Genomic DNA, 19,017 nt, shown 5'->3' on the forward strand with positions numbered 1-19,017 from the left:
AGTGTTTGCGCTGGAAGTTCGAGACCACATCATGATCGGTCACTCGTTACCCTCCCCGGTGTTTGGCCCCGCCCAGGGCCTCCACGGGGCGACCTTCACCGTCGATGCGGCGTTTTTCACCGAAGACATCGACGAGCACGGCCTTGTTGTCGACATCGGCCTCGCCTCCGAAGCCCTCTCTGCGGTGTTGGAGCCTCTGCGCTACAAAAACCTCGATGAGGTACCCGGTTTTGAGGGGAAGTTCACGACGACCGAGTTTTTGTGCAAACACATCTTCGACGGCCTCGCCGAGCGAATCCGCTCCGGGCAACTGGGTGATGCCGGACGCGTTCAACGGCTGAAAATTATGCTCCACGAGAGCCACATCGCTCGCGCCTGGTTTGAAAGCGAACTCTAGGGGTGGGTTTTTCCAGTGATTGGTTAACCCTCCGCGAACCCGCGGACCGGGCCGCCAGAGACACACCCTTGCTCCAGCGCGCGCTCGCCCTCGCCGGCAGTGACCCCGTGGTCATGGATTTGGGGTGCGGGACGGGCTCGACCGTGCGGACGCTGGCACCTGCACTGCCACCGCACACGAGCTGGCGACTAGTCGATAACGACCCGGAGCTACTCGCGCAAGCCGCGGAGGCCGCCGGGCCACACTCCAGTAGCCACCTGGTCGATATCGACCGGCTGGACCAGCTGCCACTGGAGGGCGTCACACTGGTCACCGCCTCGGCACTGCTCGACCTCGTCACGGAGGACTGGCTGGTTCGATTCGCCGCCATCCTCACCGTCCCCTTTTATGCGGCACTGTCCTATAACGGCCAGATGCACTGGAGCCCCGCCGATCCCCGAGATGAGTGGATCACCGAGGCGTTTAATCGCCACCAACGCATCGATAAGGGCCTCGGCCCAGCGCTTGGGCCCACCTCGGTGCAGCGAACCATCGAGGTATTCGAAGCCGCGGGCTTTCACGTTGTCCACGCGGAGAGTCCGTGGCGTGTGGGCCCCGACTCTGAGGAGCTACAGCGCGCACACGTGGCGGGGATTGCCGAGGCCGCCGCGGAGGCCCCCGCGGAGGCCGGCGCTGAGGCCGGCGCAGAGGGGAAAGCTGAGTCCGCCCGGGCCTGGGGCGAGACCCGAATGGCACAGGCCCGCCACACCGAGAGCGTCACCGGCCACGGTGACCTGCTCATCATTCCCCCGAGCGCGACAGAGCCGGTGGTCTCCTGATGGACCAGGTGGATGTGACCGATCGGGTCTGGCGACGGCTTTTGGAGGTGCGAGGTGGCACGGCAGAGCTGACGGGTGGCGAGTGGAGCCCCGGTGAACAACGCGCACTGGAGCTCTATGGCCCGCTCGCCAGGCGAGATCGGGGCCCGCTCACCGTCGGTCAGATTGGTCAGTCCTTGGATGGTCGCGTGGCCACCGTGGCTGACGATGCCCGCGATATTTCGGGACCTGACGGGCTTGCTCACCTCCATCGCATGCGGGCACTATCCGATGGGGTGATCGTCGGGGTTAAAACTGCCCTGCACGACGAGCCCCGCCTGACGGTGCGACTGTGTGAGGGCCCCAGCCCCGCGCGCATTGTGATTGACCCACACGGCCGGTTGCCCAACGACGCCCCCATCTTTCACCCCGATGGCACCCGTCGCCTGGTGATCCAAGCAGTCGATCAACTCCGGCCAGACGGTGTCGAGGTCATTCGGTTGGCAGCGAGTGACGGCCGAGTTGAACCCGCAGATATCCTCGCCGCCCTGCAGCGGGAAGGTTTTCACACACTTCTGGTCGAGGGTGGCGGCTTCACCATTTCCCGCTTTATCGACGCCGGGCTTCTTGACCGCCTGCACATCGCCATCGCGCCGGTCCTCATCGGAGCCGGTCAGCAGGGGATCACGATGCCCTCACCCCCGGACACGCTCGCCGAGGCGATGCGACCGACGACGACGGCATTTTCTGTGGGTTCGGATGTGGTTTTCGACTGCGAACTGCCGCGCTGACCACTCGACCTCGCAACTCGGCACGCCTTCCTCGTTAGTGGGGGCTCAGCGCGAGAACACCACGCTTTCTGGCTTCGCGGCTGAGGCGGTTGTCGGTAGTGGCCAGGGTGGCACCCAGTGTGAGTGATTCGTGAAGTACCACCGCATCGGGCATCCTCAACCCGCTTTCCACGCGAAGGGTGGCAAGGTCTGCCACATCACTCTGATCACACGGGCGAACCTGAAGGTGTAGTCCTGCGAGGCGTTGTTGAAACTCGTCAGCTTTACCCGCTGTGGTGGGGTGGACCATCACCTCGGCGTAGGTGAGGGCTGACATCGACAGCTCCTGGCTCAGCGTGTGAAGAAACACTCCCATCGCCCATTCGTGGTGGGCGTCGCTTTCACTACTGAGGGCGATGAGAACACCAGCATCGAGGACGACTATGCCGGCCATTCATCCCTCAACTGCTCACGCCAATCAGGCGGCCACACACCGGTCATACTGCCGGCAAGAGTCTCGATTGCGACGCGGCGACTGGCCACGCGTCCTTGACCTGCCTTTTCCACTTCGTCGATACCTCGCTCCAGAATGCGACGAAGCAACAGACCTTTTTCCCCCGCGATGTCTGGCCACACTTCGGCGGCGACCTCGAGGGCAGAAGAGAGTCGATCGGTCTCGGTGATCATGTGCCGGGGTCGACTTGTGGGCATGGCACAGTGTAACACTTTGCACTTAGTGCAACACTTTGTGAACGTCCAGTGCTCAATGGCGCATCAGCCCTTATCGCGGAGAGGGCCCGTGTCCTTCAGAGTTCTTTCGGGTCGACTACAGCGGGCATATCCAACAGCGGTGGTCTAACGGCATCCCTTTGGGTGGCAATTCCCGCAAGCACCACCAAAGCGATTCCCAGCGCATCAAAAAGTTGAGGAATCTGGAACAGCACCACCAGGCCGATCGCTGTGGCGATAGCCGGTTCCACCGCCATCAGCGTGCCGAAGGCACGCTTATTCATTCGCTTGAGCGCAAGCATTTCCAGGGCGAAAGGAAACACCGGGGTTAAGACCGCCAGGAGCACCGCAAAGGCCAGCACCTCGAGGGTGATGTTGCCCCACGCCTGGGGCAAGCCCACAACGGTGGCCGTCAGTGCGGCCACCGGGGTCGACAGGGCGAGTCCTTGAAGCCCCCTGAACTGGTCGCCGACGTGCTGGGTGAAGACGATGTAGAGCGCCCAACCGAGCGCCGCGATGAGGGCAAAGCCCACACCGACCACATCGACTGTGCCCGTCCAGGGCCTGGTCAAGGAGACCACCCCCACGAGTGCGACCGCCGGCCAGAGTGCCGCTCTGGCATTCTTGCCCGAGAGCGCAGCGACGGTGAGCGGACCCAAAAACTCGATCGCCACCGTGGTGCCTAGAGGAATGCGATCGAGTGCGGTGAGAAATGCGGCGGTCATGATTCCCGTAGCGACACCGAGACCCAGTAATCCCGGCAGGTTTTTCCGGGTGATGATCCGCACGGAAGGGCGCACGAGGGCGATCAGGATGAGGGCACCAAGCGCCAGTCGAAGCCAGGCCGTGCCGGCGGGGCCCACCGCGGGAAAGAGCGAGACCGAGAGCGCTGAACCGAATTGAATACTCAGCATCGCCACAACGGCGAGACTCCAGGCCGGCAGCCTCACGCCCCACCCCTCAGCCGTCACGGGGTGTGCTCTCGTAATAGTGTGCGCCGGGAGATGTCTTCACCGCCCAATCGCTCCAACCACCCGGTGAGGTCGTCGACGACCTGGTTTCTCTGCTCCGCACTCAAAGGATCGAGGGTGTCAATGATGAACAGCACATTGGCGGTGTTTTCGGTCAATTGAGTTCGTGTGCACTGACGCCAATTCCACCTCCGACAGGTGACTCCCCGGTCGTCTCGCCAGACCACTTCGCCAGCTGCCGGGTGTTCGACGACGCCCTCACCACCCGACACCGTGTCAAACTCTTCGTCGCCTCGGGCCCGGGTTAACCGCGCTGGCCCCTCGTACACATCGAGGTTCTCTCCCCCGATCGGGGTCTGGTGGAGCACCGACAAGGCGTTATACACATCGGTGAGCGGGTTAATGCGTGGAAGACCGCCGGGCGCTCTCCTCAGGAGTGCTTCGGCGCTGTTTCGGTAGTCCGAAGGCTTGGCTCCAAAAGCTTTGAACGCCTGCCTCCAGGAAGCGATATGGGGAATTTCTGCCACCGGGGTGCTTGCCAGCATTTCGCGGGCGTAATCCTCTGACCGGGCGATCAACTGGTCTACTGCCTGTCCGTCGGCGTCTGGCCGCACACCGCTGGCCGCAACCAAGTCGACCCGATAGTCGGGGCGAAGGGCGAAGACGTCGTCGCTCACCACAGCGTCGCGGAGAAAAGCCTCACAGTCCACGTCACACCACCCTTTGCTCGTTCGCGAACCACCTCGGAGAGACTAGCGCGAGCGGTGGCCCAGGGCGTTACCGAGCCGGGAGAAGTCGATACCGCCGGGTGTGTTTAATCCGGATTGACCACGCGGCAATGAGGGGCGTGATGAAAATTGTGGGAGCGAGCCACAGGGCGAGCTCGGCCGCTGGTTCCGACACGAAAGCTGATCCCTGCGTCACGAGAACAGCGGTCAGGATGGCGATCGTGCCGCCCAGCATTCGCGCCAGGTGAATCCGGACTTTGTCGACGTGTCCCAATGGCTTTCGCGCCTCCACGGAATCTTCGATTCCAAAGCCGAGTCCCAGTAATCCAAAGGCAGCGAGGGCGAAACCGAGTGTATCCCCCGAGGTAACAAGGAATCCGCCGTACCCGACCATCATCGCGGCGACAATAGCCATCAGCACCGCTGCCACCCGGTCGACGGGTTGGTAACGATAGCTAGCCCTTCCCCTGCGGTAGCCGGCGAAGGCCATGTAGAGAGAAAACAGGGCAATGGACAGAAGAAACGGGTCGGGTTGAACAACTGTCACCGGAATCACACTGGTGCCCATGATCAGCATGGACCAGAAATAAGCGGTGCCAATACGGCGGTGGCTTCGAGCGCCCTTCTGGTTTGACGCAGCCAGCAGGGCGCTCGTGAGCCCCGCTGTTCCGGCCACGACGTGAATGACAAGCAGGGTGTCAAAGAAAAGCTCTTGTGGTTCACTCATGTTCGCTTTAGCTCTTTCTCAACGTGGATGCGAATGTTCTGCAGCCCTCTCTCCCGGTGTGGGGCGCGAGCCCTGAGCTCTACTCGCCCTGCTCTACTCACCCTGAACTCGACTCGCCCAGGGCTCTGCCAGTCCCGCGCGGGCAGAGCCTGGTTCACGCTCTCCTCAAATGGGTAGCCGACGACGGAGGTTTTCGGACTCATGCAGCGACCTCTTCGCCCCTCCGTGTTGTCGAGTGTTCACTGAAATGACTCAAGAGCGCGTGAAGGTCGCGGTTTAGTTGGTCGAGATCAACCCCGTGGAGTCCCACAAAGCGCTGTCGAAATTGCTTTTCAAGGGTGTCGCCCATTTGGATGGCGAGTCGGTGCCCCTCTGCGGTAATCGACAATTCAACCACCCGGTAATCGACAGCTGAGGGCTGGGAGCTCGCTAATCCACGGCTTTCAAACCAGGATGTTCGCTTACTCACCGCGGCTCGCGAGACACCCAACTCGTGGGCGAGAACGCTTGAGGGGACCTGCCCCGTGGAGTCGAGAGTGACCAGGAAAAGAAATTGGCTGTAGGTCAGTCCAAAACGCTCCCGCAGGATGCGATCGGCGGAGCGGTTAATCTCTCCCACAAGATGATTGAGGGTAAAAGTTACCCGGTCGCTGGTCATGCACAGAAGGTTAACTAGCGCACCCCTTTTTTGTCAACTAGTTAACTATATTGGATGGGTGTGGAGGGGCGAGCTCGACCAATTAGCTGGCCCAGGAGCCGAAGTATGAGGCGCCACACGGAACAAACCGCTAGGTTTGTGTCCGGACAGCGTCGTCGCCCTCCCTATTGGCGGTGGCCACTTTGACGAAAGGTCGCCGTGACTAGTACTCCGTGGATGTCCCACTACCCCTCGTTCGTCGATCCGGAACTCGCCGACCTCCCCGCGTTGCACCTGCCCGAACTGGTTCGCACGGCCGCCTCCGACTACGCCGACACGATTGCTTTTACGCAGTGCATGCCAAACGGAATGAATGGCTCGTTGACCTACGCACAAGTCGACGAGCTGTCTGATCAGTTCGCCATCTACCTTCGAGAGACAGTCGGAGTCGAAGCGGGGGATCGGGTGGCCCTGCAAATGCCCAACTGCTTGAGCTACCCGGTGGCAGCCTTTGGAGTGCTAAAAGCTGGCTGTGTGTTGGTCAATACCAACCCGCTCTACACACCCTCCGAAATGATCCACCAGTTTTCCGACTCGGGAGCCACCGTGTTGGTGGTCATCGATATGTTCGCCGATCGCCTCGATTCAGTCTTGCCCCACACCACCATCCACACCGTGGTCACCACAAAAATTGGGGAATTTTTTCCGCCGGTCATTGCCGGAGTCATCCGTTTGGTCCAGCGGGTCTGGAATCGCTCGCTACCGGCAATCACCGTGGAACATACGAGTTTTGCGGATGCTCTCAAAGCGGGAAAGCGCGCCGCGCCCGCCACGAATACCTCCGCCTACCTGGAGGGCGTGACCAGCGAATCCGTCGCCGCACTGCAGTACACCGGAGGGACTACCGGCGTGGCAAAAGGCGCCATGCTCACCCACCGAAACCTCATTTCCAACACCATGCAGATGATTTCGATGTCGGGGTCATTTCTGCGTCCGGGTAAAGAAACGGTCATGACGGCGCTCCCGCTCTACCACGTCTTCGCGTTCACCGTGAATCTGCTGTCGTTTTACCACCTGGGTGCCAGAAATATTCTCATCCCCTCGCCCCGGCCGCCCAGCAACCTCAAACGGGCGTTTGAAAACTACACGGTGACCTGGTTGACCGGTGTCAACACGCTCTTCCAGGCACTGCTCAAAGAACGCTGGTTTCAAGACAGCCCGCCGGCCTCCCTTCGAGCCTCAGCGGCTGGCGGAATGGCCCTGCACACGTCGGTCGCGACACAGTGGCGGGAAATGGTGGGAACACCGATCGTGGAGGGCTACGGCCTCACCGAATCCTCTCCAGTGTTGACCTTCAACCCGCTCGATGGCACGGCGCGTGACGGCACGATTGGCATCCCGGTGCCCTCGACCTTTGTTCGCTGTGTCGACGACGCCGGAAAAGACGTTCCGGTAGGCCAGGCAGGGGAGCTCCTCGCCAAAGGGCCCCAAATCATGGCCGGCTATTGGAATAAGCCGGAAGAGACCGCCTCGGCGATCACCGAGGGGTGGTTACGCACCGGTGACGTGGCCGAAATGGACGCCGACGGGTTTTTCACCGTCGTGGATCGCAAAAAAGACGTCATCCTGGTCAGCGGGTTCAACGTCTACCCCAACGAGGTCGAAGATCAGATTGCGACGGTTCCCGGAGTCCTCGAGGTGGGCGTCATCGGGCTACCGGATGAAAAATCCGGCGAGCGCGTCGAAGCGTTCGTCGTCGCGTCACACCCTCCACCCTCCAGCGAGAGTATCCGCGCGCACTGCCGCACCCAATTGGCCGCCTATAAGGTGCCCCAGCGGGTCACCATCATCGATGAGCTACCCAAAAGCCCAATTGGCAAAATTTTGCGCCGCCAACTTCGCTCCACCGCGACCGGTGAGATCACCACCCAGTCGGGAAGTACTGACGAGAAGGGCTCTGCCAAATGAATAACGTGATGGTGCTCGCGCAGGCCGGAATTTCCGAACAAGACGTCGTCACCCCTTTTGAGCAAAACCTGTTGGTGATCCTGGTCTTCATCATCATGTTTGGCTTGGGCGCAGGGCTCACTCCCAAAGATTTTCGCCTGGCGTTTAGACGCCCCTGGGGCCTGATCATTGGCTGGTTTACCCAGTTCGGCCTGATGCCCCTGATCACCTTCGGTTTGATCAGCCTGCTGCTCTTCCAGCTACCCCTCGAATACGCCGCACCGGTCGCCCTGGGCGCACTGCTGATGGGGAGCGTTCCGGCCGGAACGACCTCCAACATCTTCACCTACTTCTCCAAAGGCAACTTGGCGCTGAGCGTGATGATGACGACCCACTCGACCCTGTGGGCGATCCTGATGACTCCGCTCGTTCTCACCCTCTACGGCAGGCTGCTCTTTGCCGACCAGGCCGATGATTTTGAAATCCCGATGCTCAACATCGTCATCACCCTTGTGCTGCTGTTGGTGCCCGTCGTGGCGGGTATGTTCATTCGCAAGAAAAGCGCCAATGTGGGAGCGGTCTTGGAGCTCCTCGGTGGTTTTGTCGGCATGTTCTTCATCGTGTTTTTGGTCGCCACCTGGGTGCCCCGCAACTGGGTCCTACTCACCAATACTCCGTGGCAGACCTTCACCGTCGCCATTGTGATGGGCCTTTTGGGAATCTTCGTGGCGTACGGTCTGGCCCGCGCGCTCCGGCTCCACCCGATGAACGCGAGGACCATCGGCATGGAAACGGGGATTCAAAACGGGCCCCTCGGTATTGCCGTCGTGCTGCTGAGTTTCTCGGGAAACCCCGACATCGGTCTGATTTTGATCATCCCGGCGCTCTATTCGCTCTTCATTGTCGTCGTGGCCACAATCGTCACCCTCTTTTTCCGCCGGGCAAACCTCGCCGAGGAACAAAAAATCCCCAACCTGCTCTAACCCCCGACCTGGTCTCACCCCCAACCTGATCCAAACCCCTCCCGGCTCGGATGGGGCCACAGGTCACGCCGAGAGGCCAGGTCTACCCTTGAGTCATGAGCAAGACCGGCAATACAGGCACAACGACCCTCACCGCCGCGCTCATTGTTCACACCATGGATTCGAGGTGCATTGCGTTAGTGAGCGCTCACGCAGAAAACCGGTTGAATCTGAACCCGCCCCGGCGAAATAAACTATCCCCGCAACACAGCAGGCACAACGCGTGGTGGGGCAGTTCGGGAGGGGCCAACTCCCTATGCCACCGCCCGGCTCAACGCCTGCATCACATCGGCCAGCAAGTCGTCGGCATCTTCAATCCCGACGGAGAGGCGCACGATGGTGTCCGGCACCTCCAACTCGGTGCCCTTGACGGACATGTGGGTCATTTTTGCCGGATAGTTCACCAGCGATTCCACTCCCCCGAGGCTCTCCGCCAGGGTGAACACTTCGGTAGATTCGACAAACGCCTGTGCGTGAGCGCCGGAGGGAAAGCGCAGCGACAGCATGCCGCCAAAACCCGACATTTGCCTGCGGGCAATCTCGTGGCCGGCGTGGGCGGGCAAGCCCGGGTAGTACACCTGCTCCACTCGCGCATCCGTGTCGAGGGCTTCAGCGAGTACCTGGGCGTTGTGACAGTGGCGGTCCATCCGAACCGGGAGGGTCTTGATTCCCCTCGTCGTGAGCCATGCCTCTAATGGGGCGCTAATCGCGCCGGCCGCAAACTGGTGAAAGCCCACTTTTTCGGCCAATTCATCGTCACTGGTGATGACAGCACCACCGACCACATCGGAGTGGCCGCCGAGATATTTGGTGGTGGAGTGCACGACGACGCGCGCGCCGTGCTCCAGGGGGCGCTGGAGATAGGGCGAGGCAAAGGTGTTATCGACCACCAGCAGCGCGTCCCCCACCAACTGGGATACCGCCTGAATATCGGAGACTTTCATAAAGGGATTACTGGGGGTTTCCAACCACACCACAGCGGGGCCGTGCTGGGAAATGGCCGCCTCCACACCTGCCAGGTCGGTCATTTCCGTGGTGACCACGGTGACGCCCCAGGGTCCAAAGATTTTACTCGCTAAGCGGTGAGTGCCGCCGTAGACGTCGTTACCCATCAGCACGGTATCGCCCGGTGCTAATACCGCGCGCATCAGAGCGTCTTCAGCGGCGAGACCGGAGGCAAAGGAAATGGCGTGGCGTGCTCCCTCGAGCGAGGCCAGTTGGGTCTGGAGGGCATCCCGGGTGGGGTTTGCCGCCCTGGCGTATTCGTAACCACCGCGCAGGTTTCCCACACCGTCTTGGGTAAACGTCGAGGCCATCACTACTGGCGGCACCACGGCACCCGTCAACGGGTCGGGTTCTTGCCCGGCGTGAATCGCTCTGGTCGCAAACCCTTGATTGTTGTCACCGTGCGTCTGTTCTGTCATTAGACCTGCTCCATTACTTCCTCAGATGCCACAACCGCGACGACCTGTCCTTGATCCATCACCACGACGCCATCCACACCGTCCAGGGCGTGGGGGTCAAACTCCTCGGCGGCACCCACAGTGACTAAGCGATCCGCCGTTCGCACTTCTGCAGGGTCGTCCAGGTGGAACCACCCCTTCATTTCACCGGGCTGAAGCGGAGGGGACGCGTGAGTCACCACACCCACCAGCCGACCGGAGTCTTCCAGACGTTTTGCCCGGGTCGAGGCCTCGTCCTCCTTCTGACTGGTGAGCACGGCAGGCTTCAGCCCAGAAACCCGGCTCCCCCAGGTGGTGGCCACTCCTTCAGGCGCAAGGAACCCGTTGTGGGTCATCCAACCATCGTCGAAAATCTTTTGTAAGTAACCGCGGCCACTATCGGGAAGTAAGACAACGACGAGGTCGCCCGCGGACGCTTTTTTCGCGACCTCAAGCCCGGCCACCATCGCCATGCCGCAGGAGCCCCCCACCAGGAGTCCCTCTTCGCGCGCCAAACGCCTCGTCATGGAAAACGCTTCGGCGTCACTGACGGTGATGATTTCATCGGGAATCGAGGGGTCGTAGGCTTCGGGCCAGAAATCTTCCCCCACGCCTTCGACAAAGTAGGGCCTCGCGGCACCTTTTTCGGCATAGACACTGCCGTAGGGGTCTGCTCCGATGACCCGGACACTTCCACCTGAGGCCTCTTTTAAGTATTTTCCGGTGCCGCTGATGGTGCCCCCGGTGCCGACACCGGCGACAAAGTGGGTCACCGTCCCGTCGGTGTCTTCCCAAATTTCGGGACCCGTCGTGCGGTAGTGCGCCTCTGGCCCGGCGGGGTTTGCGTACTGGTTGGGTTTAAACCCACCCGGAATTTCCCTGGCCAACCGGTCGCTCACCGAGTAATACGATTCGGGGTCATCGGGTTCCACGTTGGTGGGGGTCACGACAACTTTCGCTCCGTAGGCTTCCAACACTTTGCGCTTATCGGCGCTGACTTTGTCGGGGCAGACAAACACGCAGTGGTAACCGCGCTGTTGGGCAACCAGAGCCAAACCCACTCCCGTGTTTCCACTGGTGGGCTCGACGATGGTTCCGCCTGGTTTCAACAGACCCGCCTTTTCGGCCGCATCAATCATGCCCACCGCAAGGCGGTCTTTGGAGGACCCGCCGGGATTGAAGTATTCGACTTTGGCCACAACGGTGGCGTCGGTGAGACCTTTGACCAGCGGGCCCAGTTGGATGAGGGGTGTGTGGCCAATTACGTCCAAAACGGACCCTGCGATTTTCACTAAACCTCCCCGGTAGTGGGCGGGTAGTCTCTGGAGACCTGAACCCCCGCTAACACTCGATGGTACCGCTCTGGGCTTGGTGGGTGGCCCAGTCGCTAGCCCCAGTTGCTAACCCCAGTTGCTAACCCCAGTTGCTAACCCCAGTTGCTAACCCCAGAGCTCTGCTGCGGGCAGACCCACTGTGCCGCCTTCGCGGTAGACCAAACCACCGGGAACATCCTCAGCGAGTAGTACTGGCCCATCGATGTCGACAAACTCGCACCACTGCCCCACCACGTAGCTGGGGGCCATCGACAGTGATGTGCCGGTCATGTTGCCGACCATCACCGATTTGCCGTCTTCGGTGGCGCGTTTCGCAATGGCGAGGGCTTCTGTGAGCCCCCCACACTTATCCAGTTTGATGTTGATGACGTCATAGAACGGGGCAACGCTGTCGTACTCGGCGAGATCCAAACAGCTCTCATCCGCACCTAAGGGAATCGCGGAGGAAAATCCTTCCAGCTGGCTGTCGGTGCCCCGGGCTAAGGGCTGCTCCACCATGGCGATCTGGAGCTCTTCTAATGCGGGAAGGTAGTCGGTCAGTTCCTGGAGGCTCCAGCCCTGATTCACATCAATCACCAGTGAGGCCTCAGGCCGGGCGTGGCGAATCGCACGAAGTTTCTCCAAAGGACTATCGCCGTCGAGTTTGATTTTCAGTTTCTCGAAGGAGTGGTAGTCGCGTGCCTGTTGGGCCATGGCCTCCGGGGTACCAATGCCGATCGTGGCGACAGTGTTCAACTCGTGGGGTACCAGACCCAGTAGCTGCCAAATGGTCGTGCCGGAGCTTTTGCATTCAAGGTCCCAGTAGGCACAGTCCAATGCGTTTCTCGCACCCCCTGCAGGGAGCAGGTGTTGAATATCGGCCCGTGTTGCTCCCGCTTCAACAGCTTCACGCACTGCTTCCAACTGGGCCACCATCGATTCCGTGGTTTCCCCGGTGTAATAGACACCGATGGCTTCGCCCCGCCCGGTGTGCCCGTCAGTTTCGAGGTGAACCCACACGGGGTTAATTTCGGTGAAGGTGTGCCCGGTGATCACAAACGGTGCCCGCAGGGCAAACCGTTGGGTGGCAATGGTCATTCGCACTGGAGTGACCCCTACTGGCCAAATTCTGTGGCGAGTCGTGTCACGATGGGCTCGACCCCAGTCGCGATGGGGTCAATCGCAGGAAGCCCGTATTCCTTCTCCAGGGCACCCAAATAGTCGGCCCTCGCGGAGGCATCCAGGTGTCGGGTGTTGGCACTGATTCCCACACAGCGAATATCGGGGTTGAACTGCTGACCGATGTCAATGGTGCGCGCAATGACGTCTCGAATATCGGGTGTGCTGAAGCGATCCCAGCCGCGGATGGTGTCACGCCCCGCCTCCGTGCACACCACGAACGCGTCGGGTTGTGACCCGATGAGTAACCCCATGCTGACCGGGCCGTAGCCGGGGTGAAAAAGGGCCCCTTGGCCTTCAATAACATCCCAGTGGTCGGGGTCATTATCCGGGGAGACCTTTTCGGCTGCCCCGACGAGGAAGTCTGCCACCACGGCATCGAGGGGCACTCCCCCACCGGCAATGAGTATTCCCGTTTGACCGGTGGCGCGGAAGTCGGCGGACATGCCCGAGGCAGCCATTCCTTTCGCCAAGGCGAGTGCGGTGTATTTTTTCCCCAGTGCGCAGTCTGTTCCCACCGTGAGAAGCCTGCGGCCGGTGCGCTTCTGGCCTGTGCCCACGGGGATATCTGCTGGTGGTACCCGCACGTCAACAAGATTCGCCCCACCGCGCTCGGCGGCGTCGACAAGTTCCGGAAAAGAACTGAGCCTGGTGTGGAAACCCGCGACAACATCCATTCCCGCCTCGAGGGCTTCCACCAGGATGGGCAGCCATTCGGCGGGGATGGCGCCGCCGACCATGGCCACCCCCAACACAACCGATTGTGCGCCGGCAGCTTTGGCTTCCTGAATGCTCTGGTCGGGAAGGCCTGCATCGGCGGCATTGTCACTCAGGCGCATTTGTCCGACACAGAGATCGGGGCGCCAGTAGGCCAGGCCTACTCCTGTTTTGGCGTATCCCGCGTCTGCTTCGTCGCCGAGGAATACGAGGTAGGGGGTGCGTAGGGTCAGCATGCCCTTAGTGTGCCACGCCGAACCAGACCCGCTGATCGACTCGTTCCACAAGAAAGGTCGGGATAGCCATTATCCACATATTTCCGCCCCGACGCCGTGATACCACTCTGGTACCATATGGTCATGGCTATGACTCTTCGACTAGATGCCGACCACGACATGATGGCTCAGCGGCTCGCTGAGGCGTTCGACTGCTCAAAACACGAAGCGATTATTCGAGCCATTGAAATGACTGACACTCGTATCTCCCTCAAAGAAACCGCGCTGCGAAAGGCCCAGCACATTCTCGAAACACGAGATAAAGAGCTCATGGACCGTCTCGCCGACTCATGACGCGATTTCTTGACCTCGAGGACGCACTTCGCCAGGTCAAGTACCTCGGATTTCACGTCCGAGACCTTGGCCTTCTCCAGGGATGCCTTGCCCGCCCAGAGACGACGCTCTTCGGCGAAGAGGCCTACTCCACTCTCAGCCATAAAGCTGCTGCCCTATTGCACTCGGTCGCGACAAGCCACCCGCTAATCGACGGCAATAAGCGCACAGCGTGGGCTCTTCTGGTGACTTTTCTTGCGATGAATGACCGTGAAGTGATCACTAGTGCCGATGAGGGTCTGGAATTTGTCCTCGCTGTCGCAACAAACACTCTCGAACTGGACGAGATTGCCCAGTGGTTGAGCGACCGTCTCGAAGTCTCACCCCTGCATTAGCGCCACATCGTTATTCGAAGCGTAGCGCTTCAACGGGTTGGAGTTTGCCGGCTGTCCGCGCGGGCCACACCCCGAAGACGATTCCCACAAACGCACTGAAGCCGAGCGCGAGCGCGACGGTCCCCGGGTCGATAAAGAAGTCCCAACCACCCAACTGGGCAAGCCCGAATGACGACACCAGGCCGATAATCAACCCGATCAGTCCGCCCAACACCGATAACAGGACCGCTTCGAGGAGAAACTGCGTGAGAATCTGGCCCTGGGTGGCACCAATCGCCCGTCGCACACCAATCTCTCGGGTGCGCTCACGCACGGACACGAGCATGATGTTCATAATCCCGATACCACCCACGACAAGGCTGATTCCGGCGATGGCGGTGATGAAGAGGCTTAGCGTGCCCGTCACCGTATTCACCGCATCCTGCAGGGCAGCCTGGTTGAAGATGATGAATTCGGCGTCGTCGTCGTCGACAAAACCCTTACTCACCCGCAGGTAGCTCTCGACCGAGGATTCCACGGCCGCGACGGCTTCTTTGTCGACGGCTTGAATGTTAATGACTGACACATAGGGCGACTTGGCGTAGAGGCTCCGGGCGGCCGTCTGGGTCATCAGCACATTTCCACCGCCACCAAAGCCTTCGGCGTCGTCCAGCACGCCGATCACTTGGAACGCGACGCCATTGACCCTGATTTCACTGCCCAGGTCATCAAAGCCCACACCCAGGTCAGAGGCGGCAATCGCGCTCAGCACCGCCACCCGAGACGACTGCGCCGCCTGATTTTCGGGAAGGAAACGCCCCGATCCCACCGTCGGAGTGGCAATGGCCTCATACCCGGGCGAGACGCCGATCAGGGAAACCCTGGCGTCATTACCCTCGAAAGACGCATCGCCGTTGGAGCGCACTTCACTGGAGACTCTCGATACCCCCTGGATAGTGGCAATATTGTCCATGTCCTGGTCTTGCAAACCATCAGGGGTCGTCGACGTCACCGAGATCTGGTTGGCCCCCAAATCGGCCAACGAATCGTTAATCCCCTGCTGAGCGCCTTGCCCCACAGAAATCAGGGTCACCACCGCCGAGACACCGATAACGATGCCCAGCATGGTCAGGGCAGAGCGTAATTTGGACGCCCAAATACGCTGAGTGGCCAAGCGCAAAAGCAGCGCAAAAGTCATCGCGTCGCCGCCGTCATCGGAGACCGGTCGTCTCGCTCGATCAACCCGTCGCGGATGTGCACACGACGACTGGCGACCGCCGCCACATCCAACTCGTGGGTAATCAACACGATGGTGCGACCCTCGGCGTTCATTTCCTTGAAAATATTCATCACCGCTTCACCGGAGGCCGAATCCAGCGCACCGGTGGGCTCATCGGCGAGCACGATATCGGGGTTTGTCACGAGCGCACGAGCGATGGCGACGCGCTGTTGCTGACCGCCACTCAGTCGCCCACGATCAAAATTCAATCGCTCACCCAAGCCCAGCCTGGTGAGCATTTCGGCCGCGCGACGTTTCGCTTCTCGAGGCCGAACACCCTGGTAGAGCAGCGGAGTCGCCACATTGTCGACCGCTGAGGTCAGCGGCAAGAGCTGGAACTGTTGGAACACAAAACCAATCGACTTCGAGCGCAACTCGGTGAGTTCACCGTCATCGAGATTTTTGACGTTCTTACCCGCCACAATCACATCACCGGAGCTCGGCCGATCAAGACAGCCGACGAGGTTCATTAGCGTCGACTTGCCCGACCCTGAAGGCCCCACAATGGCGACAAATTCGCCGCGCTCCACCTGGAAGCTCACATCCGCAAGCGCCACGGTGATCACGTCGCCGGTGAGGTACTCCCGCTTCACGTGTCGGAGGTCAACGACCAGCTCACTCATTAAATTGCTCTTCCTGGCGCTGCTGGTCTTCCACACCAGGTGGGGGTCCCGTGGCGGGATCGAACTCTTCATCGGTGCTCACCACCGGGAACTCCCCGACATCACCAATCACCACGATCTCACCGCCTTCGAGACCGGACGTGATTTCCACAAAGTTACTGCCCTGGGTGCCCGTTTCCACGACCACCTCTTGCACGGTGTCATTGGCGCCGAGCACGTTGACGACGACGTCATCGCCCCGCACATTCAACGCGGAGACCGGCGCGGCCACCACATCGACGTTTTCGGCCGTGATGATGTCGATTTGAGCGGTCATGCCCACCCGAAGCTGCTCGGGCGGGTCGGTGATGGAGACGGTAACGGGGTAGGTGGTGAGCGATCCCCCGCTGGGGTCGACCTGGCCCATCAGTGACACCTCGGTCACCGTCCCCTCGCGAGCCTCGCCGGCGATGGCGTCAAAGTCCACCTGGACGCTCTGGCCCTCTTCAATGGCCGTGATGTCGGACTCCCCGAAGTTCGCCGTTACCTCGAACGACCCTAAATCAGCCACGATGAACACGTCGCCACCCGCGGTGGTGACCGCATCACCCTCCTCGGCCGACACCATCAAGACGGTGCCCGACATCGGAGCGCGCAGGGTAGCTTTTTCGAGGTTGGCTTCGGCCTGCTCGAGTCCCGCTTCAGCGGACGCGAGCGCGGTGGCCGCCGCCGCTTTCTGGAGGGGCACCCGAGCCTGCTGGTATTCGGCGGTGTCCCGCTGGGCTTGCGCTGCCGCGAGTTGGCGGTTGGCCGTTGCCACCGCTTCGGATCGGTTGGTCTCGGAGTCTTTGGCGTTGGCAATGGCTTGTTCCGCCGCGGCGAGCGCCTGGTCGGCGGAATTGATTGCTTGCTGGGCGGTGGCTTCAGCGAGGTTCGCACTACTCACACCGTCTCTGGCGCTCGCCAGGGTGTTCTCAGCGGTCGCAACAGCCGATTCCAACGCGGTGGGATCGAGCGTGGCCAAGACGTCACCGGCGGAGACAACATCGCCCGCGTCGACATCGATGCTGGCGATTTCGCCGGCAACAGCGAAGTTGATCCCCAACTGATCGGCTGCCTGAACCTCACCAGAGGCGGCCACCGTCGTGGAAATGGTCCGCACTTCCACTTCGCTGGTGATCAGCTGCTCCACGGGGTCGGGCTGGTCTGCAAGCGATACCGCGGTGGCCACACCGGCTCCAACTACGGCCACTCCGATCACGACACCGAGGGTAATTTTGGTCGACTTCTTCACGCGTATGCCTTGTCCTTTTTGTGGAGGGTATCCATCCTGGCCACCGACGAAGCGACGGCCGCCGAGCAATAATCTCCACCCGGCCTCGCCCAGTCTGTCACCGGAAGGGCTCCTACTCTTGGTAGCTCCTGGGAGTTTACCGGTCGGCTCAGACTGACCCCGAGGTGTGGGTCTACTCGAGCGAAACGCGACCCGGTTGGGCCTCCCCGGCGTCCCCCACGACCCAATAGTCTGGCGCCACAACGTGTGGCACCACAACGTCTGGCACCACCGAGCCCGAGGAGACACAATGACAGGCAATCGCGTCGACGACCCCCGGATTCTGCGCTGGATCCTCCGCGCCGGGGCTGGTGTGTTTGGCCTCAGCGCCGTATGGCTGCTGATCACCCCCGGCTTTTTTCTCGAATTATTGGCCCTGGAGCCGACCCTTGCGCTGCGCTGGTCGATGTGGATGAGTGCGATCACCCTCATTGCCCTCACCGGCAACATGGCCATCGTCTCCTACCGCGCCCCGGCCTCCAGCGTGGTGGCGGCATCCGCGGTGATGATGGTGAGCTCGGGCGCCCTCGGTTTCGTCACCCTGCTCGTTCCCGCCGCCATTACGGGGTTCGGTGTGGCGTACGGATTGCTCAGTTTTGGCTTTTCCGCCGCCTATTTTGCGGCGCTCGCCCGATGGCTGCGCCCCGGTCGCTAGAATCCTCAAATGGCTTCAACCGATAACGCCAGGCTGGTCTGGCTCGATGCAGAGATGACCGGGCTGGACCTCGAATCTGACGAACTGATTGAAGTCGCGGTACTCATCACCGACTACAACCTCACCATCCAAGACGAGGGTTTCCACCGAGTCATTGCACCGAGCGCGGCGGCGCTGGAGCAGATGGGTGACTTTGTGCGACAGATGCACACCAGCTCCGGCCTCCTCGATGAGCTCGCCGAGGGCATCAGCCTGGAGCAGGCCCAGTCAGAATTGATGGACTACTTACGCAGCCACCTTCCGGAGGCGCACACCGCGCCGCTGGCGGGCAACACCATCGGCACCGACCGGGCGTTTATTCAGCGCGATATGCCCGAGGTCCACGACCACCTGCACTACCGAAATATCGACGTGTCCACCATTAAAGAACTCACTCGCCACTGGTTTCCCAGAATGTATTTCGGGGCACCGGAAAAAAATGGTGGCCACCGAGCCCTCGCCGACATTCGGGAGTCGATTCGCGAACTCGCTTACTACCGCCGAGTGGCTTTCGTGGCAGAACCGGGGCCCAGCAGTGCCGAGATCAAGCAAATCAGTCTCGACGTGAGCGCCGAATTCGACTAACCCTGCGAAAACGCCGGCCGTGCTGTATTAGACTGTGGGGGCCCGCGCATCGGGCGCATGGTGGGTATAGCTCAGCTGGCAGAGCGCCTGGTTGTGGTCCAGGAGGTCGCGGGTTCAAGCCCCGTTACTCACCCCAAAGCTCCCCTCGAGGAGGCGCGCTATTTCCGACTGGTGGCCCACCCTCGAACAGTTCGAAGCCCTCGTCGTCGAGGGGCTCGACCGACTA

Annotated in this window: 21 protein-coding genes, 1 tRNA gene and 1 pseudogene; 10 read left to right on the top strand and 13 right to left on the bottom strand. The window is 61.0% G+C overall.

Annotated features, from left to right (window positions below):
• The first annotated feature begins 1 nt into the window (after nucleotide 1).
• From RI518_RS00670 to RI518_RS00680, 3 genes and pseudogenes are all read left to right on the top strand, one after another.
• Nucleotides 2-397 (top strand): 6-carboxytetrahydropterin synthase, encoded by a 396-nt coding sequence (locus tag RI518_RS00670; RefSeq protein WP_310672378.1) that lies wholly within the window; start codon nucleotides 2-4, stop codon nucleotides 395-397.
• A gap of 113 nt (nucleotides 398-510) precedes the next feature.
• Nucleotides 511-741, top strand: a pseudogene (locus RI518_RS08030) (methyltransferase domain-containing protein); the annotation flags it as partial.
• Nucleotides 742-1,214: 473 nt separating this feature from the next.
• Nucleotides 1,215-1,985: a RibD family protein gene (locus tag RI518_RS00680; protein ID WP_310689128.1), complete on the top strand. Its 771-nt coding sequence runs from the start codon at nucleotides 1,215-1,217 to the stop codon at nucleotides 1,983-1,985.
• Nucleotides 1,986-2,019: 34 nt separating this feature from the next.
• Here RI518_RS00680 and RI518_RS00685 read toward each other — a convergent pair whose 3' ends face one another.
• The 6 genes from RI518_RS00685 to RI518_RS00710 all read right to left on the bottom strand — a co-directional run bounded on the left by RI518_RS00685 (nucleotide 2,020) and on the right by RI518_RS00710 (nucleotide 5,777).
• Complete coding sequence (locus RI518_RS00685) at nucleotides 2,020-2,418, bottom strand: PIN domain-containing protein (RefSeq protein ID WP_310689129.1); 399 nt, start codon at nucleotides 2,416-2,418, stop codon at nucleotides 2,020-2,022.
• Nucleotides 2,406-2,675, bottom strand: a complete 270-nt coding sequence (locus RI518_RS00690; protein WP_310672363.1) for a hypothetical protein — start codon at nucleotides 2,673-2,675, stop codon at nucleotides 2,406-2,408. Before RI518_RS00690 ends, RI518_RS00685 begins: the two co-directional genes overlap by 13 nt.
• A 95-nt stretch (nucleotides 2,676-2,770) precedes the next feature.
• A complete protein-coding gene (locus RI518_RS00695; RefSeq protein WP_310689130.1) occupies nucleotides 2,771-3,643 on the bottom strand; it encodes an EamA family transporter in 873 nt (290 codons plus the stop codon).
• 17 nt (nucleotides 3,644-3,660) lie between these two features.
• The gene (locus RI518_RS00700) at nucleotides 3,661-4,374 is read right to left on the bottom strand and encodes a phenylalanine--tRNA ligase beta subunit-related protein (protein ID WP_310672365.1); all 714 of its coding nucleotides are present in this window, start codon (nucleotides 4,372-4,374) and stop codon (nucleotides 3,661-3,663) included.
• Between the two features lie 67 nt (nucleotides 4,375-4,441).
• Nucleotides 4,442-5,119, bottom strand: a complete 678-nt coding sequence (locus RI518_RS00705) for a hypothetical protein (protein WP_310689131.1) — start codon at nucleotides 5,117-5,119, stop codon at nucleotides 4,442-4,444.
• Nucleotides 5,120-5,318: 199 nt separating this feature from the next.
• A complete protein-coding gene (locus RI518_RS00710; protein ID WP_310672368.1) occupies nucleotides 5,319-5,777 on the bottom strand; it encodes a MarR family winged helix-turn-helix transcriptional regulator in 459 nt (152 codons plus the stop codon).
• A 198-nt stretch (nucleotides 5,778-5,975) separates the two neighbouring features.
• Between RI518_RS00710 and RI518_RS00715 the strand changes: the two genes are divergently transcribed.
• Together RI518_RS00715 and RI518_RS00720 are read left to right on the top strand one after the other, a co-directional pair.
• Nucleotides 5,976-7,724: an AMP-binding protein gene (locus RI518_RS00715; RefSeq protein WP_310689132.1), complete on the top strand. Its 1,749-nt coding sequence runs from the start codon at nucleotides 5,976-5,978 to the stop codon at nucleotides 7,722-7,724.
• Nucleotides 7,721-8,686, top strand: a complete 966-nt coding sequence (locus RI518_RS00720; RefSeq protein WP_310672370.1) for a bile acid:sodium symporter — start codon at nucleotides 7,721-7,723, stop codon at nucleotides 8,684-8,686. The genes RI518_RS00715 and RI518_RS00720 overlap by 4 nt, the downstream gene beginning before the upstream one ends.
• A 293-nt stretch (nucleotides 8,687-8,979) precedes the next feature.
• Here RI518_RS00720 and RI518_RS00725 read toward each other — a convergent pair whose 3' ends face one another.
• The 4 genes from RI518_RS00725 to RI518_RS00740 all read right to left on the bottom strand — a co-directional run bounded on the left by RI518_RS00725 (nucleotide 8,980) and on the right by RI518_RS00740 (nucleotide 13,612).
• The gene (locus RI518_RS00725) at nucleotides 8,980-10,149 is read right to left on the bottom strand and encodes a cystathionine gamma-synthase (RefSeq protein ID WP_310689133.1); all 1,170 of its coding nucleotides are present in this window, start codon (nucleotides 10,147-10,149) and stop codon (nucleotides 8,980-8,982) included.
• On the bottom strand, nucleotides 10,149-11,459 hold the full coding sequence (locus RI518_RS00730; RefSeq protein WP_310689134.1) for a pyridoxal-phosphate dependent enzyme: 1,311 nt from the start codon (nucleotides 11,457-11,459) through the stop codon (nucleotides 10,149-10,151). Before RI518_RS00730 ends, RI518_RS00725 begins: the two co-directional genes overlap by 1 nt.
• 147 nt (nucleotides 11,460-11,606) lie before the next feature.
• Entirely contained in the window at nucleotides 11,607-12,578 is a 972-nt protein-coding gene (locus RI518_RS00735) for a dipeptide epimerase (protein WP_310671586.1), read from the bottom strand.
• Between the two features lie 17 nt (nucleotides 12,579-12,595).
• Complete coding sequence (locus tag RI518_RS00740) at nucleotides 12,596-13,612, bottom strand: DUF1611 domain-containing protein (protein WP_310689135.1); 1,017 nt, start codon at nucleotides 13,610-13,612, stop codon at nucleotides 12,596-12,598.
• Nucleotides 13,613-13,735: 123 nt separating this feature from the next.
• Here RI518_RS00740 and RI518_RS00745 point away from each other — a divergent pair, with 123 nt between their 5' ends.
• Nucleotides 13,736-13,945: a hypothetical protein gene (locus RI518_RS00745; RefSeq protein WP_310671584.1), complete on the top strand. Its 210-nt coding sequence runs from the start codon at nucleotides 13,736-13,738 to the stop codon at nucleotides 13,943-13,945.
• Entirely contained in the window at nucleotides 13,942-14,319 is a 378-nt protein-coding gene (locus RI518_RS00750; protein ID WP_310689136.1) for a type II toxin-antitoxin system death-on-curing family toxin, read from the top strand. Before RI518_RS00745 ends, RI518_RS00750 begins: the two co-directional genes overlap by 4 nt.
• 10 nt (nucleotides 14,320-14,329) lie before the next feature.
• Here RI518_RS00750 and RI518_RS00755 read toward each other — a convergent pair whose 3' ends face one another.
• Genes RI518_RS00755 through RI518_RS00765 form a run of 3 tightly spaced genes read right to left on the bottom strand, consistent with a single transcriptional unit; the run spans nucleotide 14,330 to nucleotide 17,473 of the window.
• Nucleotides 14,330-15,496 carry an ABC transporter permease gene (locus RI518_RS00755; protein WP_310671581.1) on the bottom strand — a complete coding sequence of 389 codons (1,167 nt, stop codon included), beginning with the start codon at nucleotides 15,494-15,496 and terminating at the stop codon, nucleotides 14,330-14,332.
• Nucleotides 15,493-16,200 (bottom strand): ABC transporter ATP-binding protein, encoded by a 708-nt coding sequence (locus RI518_RS00760; RefSeq protein ID WP_310671580.1) that lies wholly within the window; start codon nucleotides 16,198-16,200, stop codon nucleotides 15,493-15,495. The genes RI518_RS00755 and RI518_RS00760 overlap by 4 nt, the downstream gene beginning before the upstream one ends.
• On the bottom strand, nucleotides 16,193-17,473 hold the full coding sequence (locus RI518_RS00765; RefSeq protein ID WP_310689137.1) for an efflux RND transporter periplasmic adaptor subunit: 1,281 nt from the start codon (nucleotides 17,471-17,473) through the stop codon (nucleotides 16,193-16,195). Before RI518_RS00765 ends, RI518_RS00760 begins: the two co-directional genes overlap by 8 nt.
• Nucleotides 17,474-17,762: 289 nt before the next feature.
• On the opposite strand from RI518_RS00765, the gene RI518_RS00770 reads away from it, so the two are divergent.
• From RI518_RS00770 to RI518_RS00780, 3 genes are all read left to right on the top strand, one after another.
• Nucleotides 17,763-18,167, top strand: a complete 405-nt coding sequence (locus tag RI518_RS00770) for a hypothetical protein (RefSeq protein WP_310671577.1) — start codon at nucleotides 17,763-17,765, stop codon at nucleotides 18,165-18,167.
• Between the two features lie 9 nt (nucleotides 18,168-18,176).
• Nucleotides 18,177-18,791 (top strand): oligoribonuclease, encoded by a 615-nt coding sequence (orn, locus tag RI518_RS00775; RefSeq protein ID WP_310671576.1) that lies wholly within the window; start codon nucleotides 18,177-18,179, stop codon nucleotides 18,789-18,791.
• A 60-nt stretch (nucleotides 18,792-18,851) separates the two neighbouring features.
• Nucleotides 18,852-18,927: transfer RNA gene (locus tag RI518_RS00780), tRNA-His, on the top strand.
• Nucleotides 18,928-19,017 lie beyond the last annotated feature (90 nt).

It is taken from the genome of Pontimonas sp. (genome assembly GCF_031581085.1).
Lineage (GTDB): Bacteria > Actinomycetota > Actinomycetes > Actinomycetales > Microbacteriaceae > Pontimonas.